Below are 12,519 nucleotides of genomic sequence, written 5' to 3' on the forward strand. Positions count from 1 at the left end.
CTTGTCTCATGATGATGATGATGGAACGGGGATCATGTCCGCAATTGCGCGGTCGAAATCGCGATGACTTTCCGAAAGGCCGTTCCTGACGCCCATCCTGTCCGGCTCTGGACGGTTCTGGCTCAGCTTGCGTTTGCCTGTCAGATGCGTAATCGGCATTCGAATACCGACGATGCCGCGCAATTGCGCTGCGATATAAGCCGCAGGCGCATCGCTGACGGCCCACGGCTTTGCGGCCGCCGCCTCGTGGAGATCAGTGAGCCGCTTGACGACATCGAGCAGCCGGGCCGGATCATCGAAGAACTCGACCGGGCCCTTTGCTTGAACAGCAGTGTAGTTCCATGTCGGAACCACCTTTCCATGCTCGGCCTTCGCTGCATACCAGGCCGGGGTGATGTAGGCGTCGGGACCCATGAAGACAGCGAGGCCATCGCCAATCATGGGCGTTTGCCACTGCGGATTGGGGCGGGCGAGGTGGGCATAAAGCGTACCCATTTCTCCCTCCTCAGCGTCGAGCAACATCGGCAGCGGTGTCGCCAAGGGACCTTGCGCCGTCGCGGTGATAAAATTGGCGATGCGGCATGCCCGCATCATCGCGTGTATTTCGCTGGTGTCGTCGACCACAAAAGCTGGCGGCGTGTACATGGAACTCTCCTTGAACTTCGCGCAGCATCGGCGTTAACTGGCACAAAATAAACGTCCAGTTTCGGAGATTTTCATTGGGCCAGTTGAGCGGTGGGAGATCACAACGCACGGGCGCTGCCCGCCGCATTTACCTTGAGCTGCAAGAGCAGATTGGTGCTGGCGTCTATGCGCCCGGTGACAGGCTGCCATCGAGCCGTGCGCTCGCCGAGGAACTGGGCGTGTCGCGCACGACGGTCACGGCCGCTTTCGACCAGCTCGTCTCCGAGGGCTACGTGATCAGCCACCAGGGCTCGGCGTCGATCGTCTCGGATATGGCCGGGCCAGGAACGCGACACAGCCGACAGGCTGAGCATCGCCTGGAATGGCCGATGTCGGACTATGCTGCCCGGCTGATGGAGCTTCCGATCCACTATGCTGAGAGGCGGCCGGCACTGGAGTTCGATTTTCGCTATGGCGATATTGCCGCCGCCGACTTTCCGACGCTGCTGTGGCGGCGGGCGATGAATGCGGCGCTGCTGCGCCGCCGTGATAGCCTTTCCTACGAGCATCCGGCCGGCTCCGCCGCCCTGAAACAACAACTTCAGGGCTATCTCTGGCGTGTGCGCGGCATCCGCTGCGACGCCGATCAGATCGTCGTCGTTTCCGGCTCGCAACAGGCGCTGGATCTCTGCGCCCGCGTTCTCGTCGATCGCGGCGACCGCGTCATTGTTGAGGAACCGTGTTATGCCATGGCGCGCAACGTCATGGTCGCCGCCGGCGCTGAAATCGTTGCCGCTCCCTGCGACCGTGCCGGCCTTGTCGTGGAGCACCTGCCGTCCCGTGGAAAATCAGCGCTCGCCTACGTGACGCCGAGCCACCAGTTTCCGCTCGGTGGCGTCCTGCCGCAGAGCCGGCGGGACGCGTTGCTCCAATGGGCCTATGCGGTCGGAGCCTATATCATCGAGGACGACTACGACGGCGAGTACCGCTATGACGTGAAGCCGATACCGCCGCTGTTTCAAGCGGATCGTGACCGGGTCATTTATGTCGGCACAGTCTCGAAGACGCTCTCGCCGGCCCTCAGGCTGGGCTATCTCGTGGTTCCCCGGCCGTTGATCGAGGTCTTCACGCGATGCAAGCAGATCGCCGACCGGCATAGCCCGAGCCTTGAGCAGGAGGCGCTCGCAATCCTACTGGAAGCAGGCTCATACGAACGGCATGTCCGTAGGATGCGCCGGTCCAATGCCGAGCGTCGCGCCGCCCTGATCTCGGCACTGACATCATGCTTTGGCGAACAGTTAGAGATCGTCGGCACATCGGCCGGGCTGCATGTCGTCGTCTGGTTCCGTGAGATCAGCGCACAGCATGAGACGCGGCTGATCGAAACCGCGGGGGCTGCCGGGATTGGCATCTACCCCGTGTCGCCGCTCTATCTCGAACGCAAACCGGACCGGGCCGGCATGGTGCTCGGCTATGCCTCGCTGACACCGGACGAATTGCGCCGGGGAACGGAAAAGCTGGCATCCGTCGTTTACGGATTAGGCGAGCTGTCCTGCGGCCCAAACGACGGTTGAGTTGCCCACAGGCCTAGATTTCTGCCACCAGCTTCGCCAGCGCTAGGGATGCGGTGAGGCCGGGCGACTCGATGCCGAACAGATTGATCAGTCCGGGCACGGCGTGCACGCTTGGTCCTTGCACGACGAAGTCCTGGCTTGCGACCTCCGGCGGCACGATCTTTGGCCGGATACCGGAATAGGCCGGCACGAGCGCGCCGTCCTTCAGGCCAGGAAAATAGCGGCGAACACCGGCGTAGAATGATGCGGCCTTCGCCGGATCGACGTCATAGCTCAATGTATCGACCCACTCGATATCGGGGCCGAAACGGGCCTGGCCGGCCATATCGATGGTTAGATGGATGCCGAGTCCACCCTTGACCGGCACGGGATAGATTAACCGTGAGAACGGCGCCCTGCCGACATGGGAGAAATAGTCGCCCTTGGCATAGTACTCTTTCGGCACGAGCCCGAGAGGCATGCCCTCAAGCTGGCGCGCCAGCATCGGTGCGCCGAGGCCGGCGGCGTTGACGAACAGCCGGCAGGCAAGGCTCATGGGTTCGGCGCCGCCGACGTCGATGACGATACCGCCATCGGTCACCTTGCCTCGCTCGACGGGGCTGTTGAGCGCCAAGACCGCGCCGGCATTCTCGGCATCGCCAAGCAGCGACATCATGTACGCGTGGCTGTCGATGATGCCGGTTACCGGCGACAGCAGCGCGCCGGTGGTGGCAAGCGCCGGTTCGAGGACGCGCGCATCCGCGGCCGAGATTTGCCGGAGATCCGGCACGCCATTTTGCGCCGCGCGCACCGCGATATCGGGGAGCTGCTCAAGCTCCAAGGCCGAGGTGGCCACGATCAGCTTTCCGCATTGCCGATGGGGGATGCCGCGTTCGCGGCAATAGGCATAGAGCAGGGCCCGGCCTTCGACGCACAAGCGCGCCATCAGGCTGCCCGCCGGATAGTAGATCCCGGCGTGGATCACTTCGCTGTTGCGCGACGACGTTACGCTGCCGATACGATCGGCCGCTTCGACGATGATCACCTCACGGCCGGCTTGAGCAAGCGCGCGAGCGACGGCCAACCCGATGACGCCGGCTCCCGCGACAATGCATTCCACTTGCTCATGGGACATAGCGGACCTCAACAGCGTCGCGCGTCAAATGGGACGCCAAGGGCGCTGCAAGACGATGCAGTAGCACAGCATGACGGGATACGTCAGGCAGCACAGGAACGGATGATCTGAACCATCGATATCCCCTGCTGCCTGACGTCATATGCTGCGGACCCGCTTTCAGGCTGCCCGTGCACCGGCGGCGAGCGGGATCTCGATGTCGACTTCCAGCGTCGTCACGTGTTCGCCGCGGTCCATCTTGACTGTGACCTTGTCGTCGTCGATCTGAACGTGCTTGGAGATGACCGCAAGAATCTCTTCCCGCAGCAGCGCAACGAGATCCGATTGGCCGACGGAGGCGCGCTCATGTGCCAGCAGGACCTGCAGGCGCTCACGCGCCGTCGGGGCCGAGCTCTGCTTTTTGAAGAAACTGAAAATGCTCATGCTGCCCTCCGTCCGAAGATCTTGCCAAACAGACCGCGTTTTTCACCCGGGATGGTCATCGGCACGGTTTCGCCTGCAAGCCGGCGAGCGGCGTCGAGATAGGCAAGCGCCGGCGCAGACTTGCTGTCGGCGAGCGTCACCGGGGCGCCGATGTTGGATGCCCTGAGCACGTCCATGCTCTCGGGAACGATGCCGAGCAGCGGAATCGACAGGATCTCCAGGACATCGTCGACCTTCAGCATGTCGCCACGTTCGGCGCGCAGCGCATCGTAGCGGGTCAGGAGCAGGTGCTTCTCGACCCGTTCTCCCCGCTCGGCCTTCTCTGTCTTGGCGTCGAGCAGGCCGATGATCCGGTCGGAGTCGCGAACCGAGGAAACTTCCGGATTGGTCACGATCACGGCCATGTCGGCATGGCGCATGGCAAGCGTTGCACCGCGCTCGATCCCGGCAGGGCTGTCGCAGATGATCCAGTCGAAATGCTTCTTCAGGTCGTTAATGACACGTTCCACGCCTTCCGGCGTCAGGCTGTCCTTGTCACGGGTCTGCGATGCCGGCAGCAGGAAGAGCGTCTCCAGGCGCTTGTCGCGGATCAGCGCCTGCGGCAGCTTGGCGTCACCCTGAATGACGTTGACCATGTCATAGACGACACGGCGCTCGGCACCCATGACGAGGTCGAGATTGCGCAGGCCGACATCGAAATCCACGACGACGGTCTTCTCGTTGCGCTGCGCGAGCGCTGCGCCGAGAGCAGCGGTCGACGTCGTCTTGCCGACGCCGCCTTTGCCCGATGTAACAACAACTACTTTCGCCATCTTCCGCTCCTGTTTCCTGGCCGGCACCGGCTCAGTTAAGTCTCTCTGCCATGATCGAGTCGTCTTCGAGCCAAAGCTGCACCGATTGTCCACGAAGCTCGGACGCCATGTCGTCGGCGGTCTTGTAGACACCGTCGATGGCCAGCAGTTCTGCCTCCAGCCGGCGGCAGAAGATCCGTGCCGAGGTGTTACCTACGGAACCCGCCAGCGCCCGCCCCCGGAGCGCTCCGTAAATATGGATCGAACCGCCGGCGATGATTTCGGCGCCGGATGCGACCGACCCGATCACGGTGACATCGCCTTCCGGAAAGATCACCGATTGTCCGGAACGAACCGGCTCCCTGACGATGATCGACGCGCTCGCTCTGGCCGCCGGCGTTTCCTGGCCGATGACGGAGACAGCCTCAGGTGCCTTCGGCTCACCGGCGATCAACTCGCCCGCTGCCGCCTCGAATTCCGGCGCCGGCCGCCCGCCTCTCATTGAGGGTGGCATGCCCGGCTCGAACAGCGAGGGACGTCCGCCCTCGATGCCCAGGACGCGGACGTTCCTGCTGGCGAGTTCTTCGAGCAGGCCCTTCAGCTGCGGCCGGTCGATTTCGAGGTCGACGATATCAAGCACTACCGGTCGGCCGAGAAAAAAACCCGCCGAGCGAGCGGCCAGATCGTCGAGCCGCGTCAGCCACGAATCGAGTGGAAGCTCGGGCGACAGCGCGAGGCTCAGGAACGAGCGGCCCTTGATACGGATCGAACGAGCGTCTGTTAGCACTTTGATCATCTTCGTTAATTTTTCGTTGCCGTGATCTAGGCGACGGATGGTTAACAATTGGTTAACAGGTGCCTGCCGCTTCTCGCAGGCGGGCTTTTCGAACGGCTTGCCTCGACACAACTTCGGCAAGCAGGACCGTTGTACGCTTCATCGCGAATGATCTGCCATCGGGTGCACCACGGCCGATTGAACCGGGTACGCCGGTGTCCTATTGGTGCCGACGGCGGTTTCTCGAAAGCAGAATGAATGAAGCACTTTGTCATCGATTGTCAGGGGATTGCAACCGATGCGGATCTCTGGCGCCGCTACCTTGCCGTGACGAATCCTGCGGCTGGTCAAGACTTTGGCTGCAACCTCGACGCGTTCTGGGACGCGGTCGAGGGCGGCGGGCCGGGCTATCCCGGGCGATGCAAACTGACGTTCAAAAATGCAGCAGCGTTCAGCCACATCAAGACCGGCAGTGGCGTATCCCTGTTGGATGGCTTGCAGAATATCGCGCGGGCCGCGACCGTCGTCGTGATTGAGTTCAAGTAGTCGAGATCATCAAAGGCGAGCACTGGAACAGGCTGCATCTCACCTCTCACGCGAGACCCTTGTTGCGGGGTTCGGCATCGATCAGCGACACGCTCAGCGCCGCAAGCAGTAGCAGGCCCGAAATGACGCCGAGCGCGGTCGTGAAACTGGTCGCCATGATCGGGGCAACCATCGACGGCGCAAGCAACCCGCCGACACGGGCGATTGCGCCGGCTGTGCCCATGCCGCTTGCGCGCAGGCTCGTCGGATAGATTTCCGGCGTCAACGCATAGATCGCACCCCACGTGCCCAACAGGGCAAAATTCATCAACAGCGTAGCCGCAACGACAAGCCCTATGCTCTGCCCAAGAGCATAGGCCAGGGAGCCGGCCGCGCTGAGGAGGAGAAAGCCGATCAATGTTGCCTTCCGCCCCCAGCGTTCCACGCCATAGGCAGCCAACGCGTAACCGGGCAACTGGGCCAGTGCCAGAACGACGAGAAAGACTTCGCCGCGTATGAAACCGAAGCCCTCGCCGGCAAGCTTGACCGGCAAGTAAACGAAGATGCCGTAGTAGGATATGGAAATGAGCAGCCACGCCGACATCAGAAAGATCGTCCGGCGGCGAAGCGCAGGCGATAGAAGTGCTGTGATCGATTTGCGCTCGGCAGCCTGAGGGACGATCGGCGGGATGGCGACATCCCGTCCGTTCACATCAGCGATGCGCTGCAACACGCTGCGGGCCTCGGTCGAATGTCCCTGCCGGTTCAGGTAAAAGGGCGATTCCGGGACGTAGAAGCGCAGGACGACACCGATCAACGCCGGAATGCCGGTGATGAAAAAGATGATCCGCCAAGCCTCGCTGCCATGACTGCCAGCCACAAGCGCCAGGATCGCCAGTGCAACGGTCCCAATGGCCCAGAACCCCTCCAACAGCACCAGCCAGCGCCCCCGTCGGTTGGCCGGCAGAAATTCAGCCATCATGGCGTAATCGACCGGCAGCGTGCCGCCAACCCCAAGCCCGGTGAGGAAACGGGCCACGAATAGCCAGGTAAGGTCGGGTGCAAAGGCCGACGCGATGCCGAAAATTGCGTCGATGATGATCGCGATGAACAGCACGGGTCGCCTGCCGATGCGATCGGCGAGCCGCCCGAAAACAAAGGCACCGACGAGCATGCCGAGAAAGAAGAACGTGCCCGACTGCAGAGCCTGCGGGATGGTGACGCCGAACGTCGCAGCAATTGACGGCGCGCTGAAACCGATTGCCAGCACCTGCATGGCATCTGCCGCCCAGACAAGGCCGAAGATGACGAAGAGGCGACGCTGGAACAGCCCGACGCCGGCGGCCTCGATGCCCTGTTCGATGCTGACTGACTGCATGGGAGGCCTTTGTGCTTATCGTTAATCGGTGGCGCGGCTGTTCGGGCGAGGATGCATCTGCGGCTATCGCACCCGAGAGATGTCCGTCTTTCGTGAAACCTATCCGCGCCGACGCACAATCGCCAAGCCTTCAGCCCGCCCGCGAGCGATAAACGACAACGATGCTCGCCGCACTCAGCAGTGCCAGCACATACCAGGTTACCGCATAGACGAGATGACTGTTGCGGAAGCTGACCACCGTCAGCCCGCCGACAGGGAGACCACCCGGATGGGGCGTGGCGTCGGCATCGATGAAATAAGGTGCGATATTCGCCAGGTCCTGGGCCCTGGCGATCGCAACGACGTCACGCGAATACCAGCGATCGGCTGTCGGGTCGTTGGAACGCAGGAAGCCGCCACCCGGTTCCGGCATTCGCAAGAGGCCGATAACCTCGACAACACCGGAAGTCCGGCTCTGGGAGCGGGCGGCAGCATCGCGCCGATCGAGCGGAACAAAGCCACGGTTGATCAGAATGGTCGACCGGTCGTCCTGGACGATCGGCGTCATCACCCAGAAGCCGGCGCCACGCTCGGTGACCGCCTGGACCAGCACTTCCTTCTCGTGCTCGAAGACGCCGGTCGTGGTCACGCGACGGTATTCGTCCTTTTCCGCGCTGATACCGGGCCATTCGGCCGGGGGCGGAGCCGGAACAGGTTCGGCGTGAACCCGGGCATCGACGCGGGCAATCAGCTCGAGCTTCCAGAAGAGCCTCTGCACCTGCCAGGAGCCGAGGGCGAAGAAAGCCACCATCAGCACCGACAGGGCGACGGTGAGAATGGTGCGAGCGCGGACAGGCTCTGCCCCCACTTCGATCTTCGCCGCTCCCCCATTCATCGCCATGCCGTCAACGGACCGTCATGGCATGTTCTTCATCATTTCGTGCGTCATCGGCATCATGTTGACGTTCAGATGGTGCATGACCCACAGCGAGCCGGCGAGCGCGATGCCGACGATAATGAGCGTGAAGATCAGCGCCATCATCGTCCAGCCGCCTTCCGAACGCGGGTTCATGTGCAGGAAAAAGATCATGTGCACGACGATCTGGATGGCCCCGAGGCCCATGACGAAGACGGCCGTCGTCAGCTTGCTATCGAACACGCCGCCTATGACCAACCAGAAGGGAATGGCGGTCAGGACGACGGAAAGCGCGAAGCCGATCATGTAGCTTCTGAACGAGCCGTGGCCGGCTTGGTGGCCGTGGCTGTGGCCGTGATGGGCCTGGCCGGCATCTTCATGGGTGAGGCTGTTTGGCTGTGAGCTCATCCGATGGCTCCGATCAGATAGACGAAGGAGAAGACGCCAATCCAGATGACGTCGAGGAAGTGCCAGAACATCGACAGGCACATCAGGCGGCGACGGTTCTCGGGGATCAGGCCATGCATCTTGACCTGCACCATCATCGTCACGATCCAGATGATGCCGAAGGTGACGTGCAGGCCGTGGGTGCCGACGAGCGTGAAGAACGACGACAGGAACGCGCTGCGTGTCGGGCCTGCCCCCTCAAGGATCAGGTGATAGAACTCGTAGAGTTCCAGCCCGAGGAACGCCAGGCCGAACACGGCGGTCACGCCAAGCCAGAAGATCGTCTCCATCTTGGCGTTGCGCTCCATCTGGAGCATGGCAAAACCATAGGTGATCGAGGAGAACAGCAGCATTGCCGTGTTGATGGCAACAAGCGGCAGATCGAACAGATCGGCCGGCGACGGACCGGCCGCATAGTTGCGCCCGAGCACGCCATGGGTGGCGAAGAGGACGGCGAAGATGAGGCAGTCGCTCATCAGGTAGATCCAGAAACCCAGCATGGTGCTGCCTTCGGGATGGTGCTCTTCCTCCAGGTAGAACTGCGGCGCTTCGGTTGCTTCGACTTGGGTCTTGTTCGCCATCTCAGGTGCGCTCCGCCAGAAGTTCGGACCGGGCGTCCTCGGTTGCGGTGACGGTCTCGGCAGGGATGTAGAAATCCCGCTTGTAGTTGAACGTGTGGCCGATCGACACGACGAGCATGGTAACGAACGCAACGATCGCCAGCCACCAAATGTACCAGATCAGCGCGAAGGCGAGCACGACGCTGAGACCCGCGAGGATGACGCCGGTTCCGGTATTCCGTGGCATATGGATCGGCTTGAAGCCGCCGAGCGGACGCTCGTAGCCACGGTTCTTCATATCGTACCAGCTGTCGTGATCGTGCACGACGGGCGTGAAGGCGAAGTTGTAATCCGGCGGCGGCGAGGAGGTCGACCACTCGATCGTCCGGGCGTTCCACGGATCGCCCGTCGTGTCGCGCAGCTGATCGCGCCTGAGGTAGCTGACGACGAGCTGGACGACGAAGGAGGCGATGCCGAGCGCGATCAGCACGGCGCCGAAGGCGGCGATGACGAACCAGATCTGCAGCGACGGGTCCTCGAACTGCGACACGCGGCGGGTAACGCCCATCAGGCCGAGCACGTAGAGCGGCATGAAGGCGAAGAAGAAGCCGATCTGCCAGAACCAGAAGCTCATCTTGCCCCAGAACGGATCGAGCTTGTAGCCGAAGGCCTTCGGCCACCAGTAGACGAGACCCGCCATCAGGCCGAACACGACGCCGCCGATGATGACGTTGTGGAAGTGGGCGATCAGGAACAGCGAGTTGTGCAGCACGAAGTCTGCAGGCGGGATGGCCAGCATGACGCCGGTCATGCCGCCGATGACGAAGGTAACCATGAAGCCGACCGTCCACAGCATCGGGACTTCGTAGCGGATGCGGCCGCGATACATGGTGAAGAGCCAGTTGAACATCTTCGCCCCCGTCGGGATCGAGATGATCATCGTGGTGATGCCGAAGAAGGCGTTGACCGATGCCCCGGACCCCATGGTGAAGAAGTGGTGCAGCCAGACAAGATAGGACAGGATCATGATCACGCAGGTCGCATAGACCATGGAGGCGTAACCGAAGAGCCGCTTGCCACAGAAGGTGGCAACGACTTCCGAGAAGATGCCGAAGGCCGGCAGAATGAGAATGTAGACCTCCGGATGGCCCCAGATCCAGATGAGGTTCACATACATCATCGGGTTGCCACCAAGGTCATTGGTGAAGAAGTTGGTGCCGGCGTAGCGGTCGAGCGACAACAGCGCCAGCGTCGCCGTCAGGATCGGGAAGGTGGCGACGATCAGGATATTGGTGCAGAGCGACGTCCAGGTGAAGACCGGCATCTTCATCAGCGTCATGCCCGGCGCGCGCAATTTGACGATGGTCGCGATCAGGTTGATGCCCGATAGTGTCGTTCCGACACCCGCGACCTGCAGGCCCCAGATGTAATAGTCGACGCCGACGCCGGGACTATAATCGGCGCCCGACAGCGGCGGATAGGCAAGCCATCCGGTGCGCGCGAATTCGCCGACGAACAGCGACATCATGATGATCACGGCACCGGCCGTCGTCATCCAGAACGAGAAATTGTTGAGGAACGGAAAGGAGACGTCGCGCGCACCGATCTGCAGCGGCACGACATAGTTCATCAGGCCGGTGACGAAGGGCATGGCCATGAAGAAGATCATGATCACGCCATGTGCGGTGAAGATCTGGTCGTAGTGGTGCGGATTGAGATAGCCCTCGTTGCCGTTGAAGGCGATCGCCTGCTGCAGGCGCATCATGATCGCGTCGGCAAAGCCGCGCAGCAGCATGATGAGCGCTAGGATCACATACATGATGCCGATCTTCTTGTGATCGACACTGGTGAACCACTCGGTCCAGAGGTAGCCCCAGAGCCTGTATTTCGTGATCAGCGCCAGGACGGCGATGCCGCCGATCGCCACGGCGATGAACGTCGCGACCAGGATCGGCTCGTGATAGGGGATCGCTTCCCAGGTGAGCCGCCCGAAGATGAATTGTGTGAGGTTGGTGTTACCGAACATAGGGCTATCCAAATTCTCTTGAAATGCGGGCGTCAGGGCTTCGTGGTGCCGGCGTTGTTCAACTGTGCGGGCGCCGGACCGGCTTGGTTCCCGGCAGGCGCCGCTTGATCCCCGTGCATGTTGTGCATGTCGTGGTTCATCGTCTGCGGCTCTTTGTCGATGCCTTCGGCCGGCTCTTCGCTCTTCGAAGGATTGCCCGTCGCCGGGAAGGTGGCGCCCGGTGCTGCTTCGCCCGCATGGCCCGTTTCCCCGGCATGGCGGTTGTCGTGCTCGAGCTTGGCGCGGTTTTCGTGGCTTTCCACGCCGGCGCCACCCATCATGTCGATGTGCATCATCTGGTTCATGCACATCTGGCCTGTGCGCACGCACATGTTCAGCACCGCGTCGTAAAGCCCGTCCTCGACGCCGGCGTAGTATCGGACCGGTTCCTTCGTGCTCGGCTTTTCGAGTTTCAGGTAGGCGTCGCGATTGAGCATGGTGCCGTTCTGCTTGACCCTTGCGACCCACTGATCGAAGCCGGCCTGGTCCAGCCCATGAAACTTGAAGCGCATGTGCGAGAAGCCGTCGCCGCTATAGTTGGACGACAGGCCTTCATACTCGCCCGGCTTGTTGATGACGGCGTGCAGCTTGGTCTGCATGCCCGGCATCGCATAGATCATGCCGGCCAGCGCTGGCACATAGAAGGAGTTCATCACCGACGATGCGGTAATCTTGAAATTGATCGGCACGTCCACGGGTGCTGCCATCTCGTTGACGGTGGCGATGCCGTAGTCCGGATAGAAGAACAGCCACTTCCAATCGAGCGCCACGACCTCGACGGTCAAAGGCTTCGTCTCGGCGGGAACAGGCCGATTGGCGTCAAGCCGGTCGAGCGGCCTGTAGGGATCGAGCTTGTGGGTGCTGATCCAGGTGACGGCCCCGAGCGCAATGATAATCGCCAGCGGCGCTGACCAGATGACGACTTCCAGCCCGGTGGAGTGATGCCATTCCGGATCGTACTTGGCAGCCGTGTTGGACTGGCGGTAGCGCCAGGCGAAGAACAGCGTCAGGAAAAGCACCGGCACGATGATGATCAGCATGAGGATCGTCGAAACGACGATCAGATCTCTCTGCTGTGCCGCGATATCGCCGGAGGGCGACATCACGACCAGGTCACACCCGGCGAGGGCCAGAGTCGATAGAAGAACGGCCGATCGTCCGGCGAGCTTCAATGGAGTGGGCATTTCGGGCTCCATTTGCGTTTTGTCTAGTCGGCACTAATCGCGTATCGGGCTCGGCGGAATGAGGTCGTTCGTCGCACTGCAACATTCTGTCGCATCGCAGCAGAATGGACAGCGACGTCCGCAAATGCCCAATCTAGTGCATCCTCGCCGGCTGACCATTGGCA

At 61.9% G+C, this 12,519-nt stretch carries 13 protein-coding genes; 2 read left to right on the forward strand and 11 right to left on the reverse strand.

Annotation, left to right across the window (positions count from 1 at the left end; genetic code table 11):
• Positions 1–6 precede the first annotated feature (6 nt).
• Positions 7–645 carry an FMN-binding negative transcriptional regulator gene (locus BKP54_RS22195; protein WP_057213140.1) on the reverse strand — a complete coding sequence of 213 codons (639 nt, stop codon included), beginning with the start codon at positions 643–645 and terminating at the stop codon, positions 7–9.
• A gap of 74 nt (positions 646–719) precedes the next feature.
• Here BKP54_RS22195 and BKP54_RS22200 point away from each other — a divergent pair, with 74 nt between their 5' ends.
• Positions 720–2,198, forward strand: coding sequence for a PLP-dependent aminotransferase family protein (locus BKP54_RS22200; protein ID WP_084814965.1), 1,479 nt, complete (start codon positions 720–722; stop codon positions 2,196–2,198).
• Positions 2,199–2,211: 13 nt separating this feature from the next.
• Here the strand turns inward: BKP54_RS22200 and BKP54_RS22205 are convergent, their stop codons facing one another.
• The 4 genes from BKP54_RS22205 to minC form a co-directional block, all read right to left on the reverse strand.
• Complete coding sequence (locus BKP54_RS22205; protein WP_084814966.1) at positions 2,212–3,312, reverse strand: NAD(P)/FAD-dependent oxidoreductase; 1,101 nt, start codon at positions 3,310–3,312, stop codon at positions 2,212–2,214.
• A gap of 159 nt (positions 3,313–3,471) precedes the next feature.
• On the reverse strand, positions 3,472–3,735 hold the full coding sequence (minE, locus tag BKP54_RS22210) for a cell division topological specificity factor MinE (protein ID WP_025429518.1): 264 nt from the start codon (positions 3,733–3,735) through the stop codon (positions 3,472–3,474).
• A complete protein-coding gene (gene minD / locus BKP54_RS22215) occupies positions 3,732–4,547 on the reverse strand; it encodes a septum site-determining protein MinD (RefSeq protein WP_025429519.1) in 816 nt (271 codons plus the stop codon). Before minD ends, minE begins: the two co-directional genes overlap by 4 nt.
• A 31-nt stretch (positions 4,548–4,578) precedes the next feature.
• Positions 4,579–5,322, reverse strand: coding sequence for a septum site-determining protein MinC (gene minC / locus BKP54_RS22220; protein WP_057207625.1), 744 nt, complete (start codon positions 5,320–5,322; stop codon positions 4,579–4,581).
• A gap of 237 nt (positions 5,323–5,559) precedes the next feature.
• On the opposite strand from minC, the gene BKP54_RS22225 reads away from it, so the two are divergent.
• Entirely contained in the window at positions 5,560–5,847 is a 288-nt protein-coding gene (locus BKP54_RS22225) for a barstar family protein (protein WP_084814967.1), read from the forward strand.
• 46 nt (positions 5,848–5,893) lie between these two features.
• Here the strand turns inward: BKP54_RS22225 and BKP54_RS22230 are convergent, their stop codons facing one another.
• The 6 genes from BKP54_RS22230 to cyoA all read right to left on the reverse strand — a co-directional run bounded on the left by BKP54_RS22230 (position 5,894) and on the right by cyoA (position 12,355).
• Positions 5,894–7,204 (reverse strand): MFS transporter, encoded by a 1,311-nt coding sequence (locus BKP54_RS22230; protein WP_025429522.1) that lies wholly within the window; start codon positions 7,202–7,204, stop codon positions 5,894–5,896.
• 130 nt (positions 7,205–7,334) lie between these two features.
• Entirely contained in the window at positions 7,335–8,084 is a 750-nt protein-coding gene (locus tag BKP54_RS22235) for an SURF1 family protein (protein ID WP_084814968.1), read from the reverse strand.
• A 15-nt stretch (positions 8,085–8,099) separates the two neighbouring features.
• Positions 8,100–8,507, reverse strand: a complete 408-nt coding sequence (gene cyoD, locus BKP54_RS22240; RefSeq protein ID WP_025429524.1) for a cytochrome o ubiquinol oxidase subunit IV — start codon at positions 8,505–8,507, stop codon at positions 8,100–8,102.
• Entirely contained in the window at positions 8,504–9,127 is a 624-nt protein-coding gene (gene cyoC, locus BKP54_RS22245; RefSeq protein ID WP_025429525.1) for a cytochrome o ubiquinol oxidase subunit III, read from the reverse strand. Before cyoC ends, cyoD begins: the two co-directional genes overlap by 4 nt.
• Before the next feature lies 1 nt (position 9,128).
• Positions 9,129–11,132, reverse strand: coding sequence for a cytochrome o ubiquinol oxidase subunit I (cyoB, locus tag BKP54_RS22250; protein WP_025429526.1), 2,004 nt, complete (start codon positions 11,130–11,132; stop codon positions 9,129–9,131).
• 32 nt (positions 11,133–11,164) lie between these two features.
• On the reverse strand, positions 11,165–12,355 hold the full coding sequence (cyoA, locus tag BKP54_RS22255) for a ubiquinol oxidase subunit II (RefSeq protein WP_084814969.1): 1,191 nt from the start codon (positions 12,353–12,355) through the stop codon (positions 11,165–11,167).
• Between the last annotated feature and the right edge of the window lie 164 nt (positions 12,356–12,519).

This window comes from Ensifer sp. 1H6 (assembly GCF_001976035.1).
In the GTDB taxonomy this organism is placed as follows: domain Bacteria; phylum Pseudomonadota; class Alphaproteobacteria; order Rhizobiales; family Rhizobiaceae; genus Ensifer; species Ensifer canadensis.

Excerpts from the sequence above, each read along its gene's own strand:
- cyoA (WP_084814969.1), bottom strand. The coding sequence starts at position 12,355 with ATGCCCACTCCATTGAAGCTCGCCGGACGATCGGCCGTTCTTCTATCG.
- BKP54_RS22225 (WP_084814967.1), top strand. The coding sequence starts at position 5,560 with ATGAAGCACTTTGTCATCGATTGTCAGGGGATTGCAACCGATGCGGAT.
- BKP54_RS22195 (WP_057213140.1), bottom strand. The coding sequence starts at position 645 with ATGTACACGCCGCCAGCTTTTGTGGTCGACGACACCAGCGAAATACAC.
- cyoB (WP_025429526.1), bottom strand. The coding sequence starts at position 11,132 with ATGTTCGGTAACACCAACCTCACACAATTCATCTTCGGGCGGCTCACC.
- BKP54_RS22205 (WP_084814966.1), bottom strand. The coding sequence starts at position 3,312 with ATGTCCCATGAGCAAGTGGAATGCATTGTCGCGGGAGCCGGCGTCATC.
- cyoD (WP_025429524.1), bottom strand. The coding sequence starts at position 8,507 with ATGAGCTCACAGCCAAACAGCCTCACCCATGAAGATGCCGGCCAGGCC.
- minE (WP_025429518.1), bottom strand. The coding sequence starts at position 3,735 with ATGAGCATTTTCAGTTTCTTCAAAAAGCAGAGCTCGGCCCCGACGGCG.
- BKP54_RS22235 (WP_084814968.1), bottom strand. The coding sequence starts at position 8,084 with ATGGCGATGAATGGGGGAGCGGCGAAGATCGAAGTGGGGGCAGAGCCT.
- cyoC (WP_025429525.1), bottom strand. The coding sequence starts at position 9,127 with ATGGCGAACAAGACCCAAGTCGAAGCAACCGAAGCGCCGCAGTTCTAC.
- minD (WP_025429519.1), bottom strand. The coding sequence starts at position 4,547 with ATGGCGAAAGTAGTTGTTGTTACATCGGGCAAAGGCGGCGTCGGCAAG.
- minC (WP_057207625.1), bottom strand. The coding sequence starts at position 5,322 with ATGATCAAAGTGCTAACAGACGCTCGTTCGATCCGTATCAAGGGCCGC.
- BKP54_RS22230 (WP_025429522.1), bottom strand. The coding sequence starts at position 7,204 with ATGCAGTCAGTCAGCATCGAACAGGGCATCGAGGCCGCCGGCGTCGGG.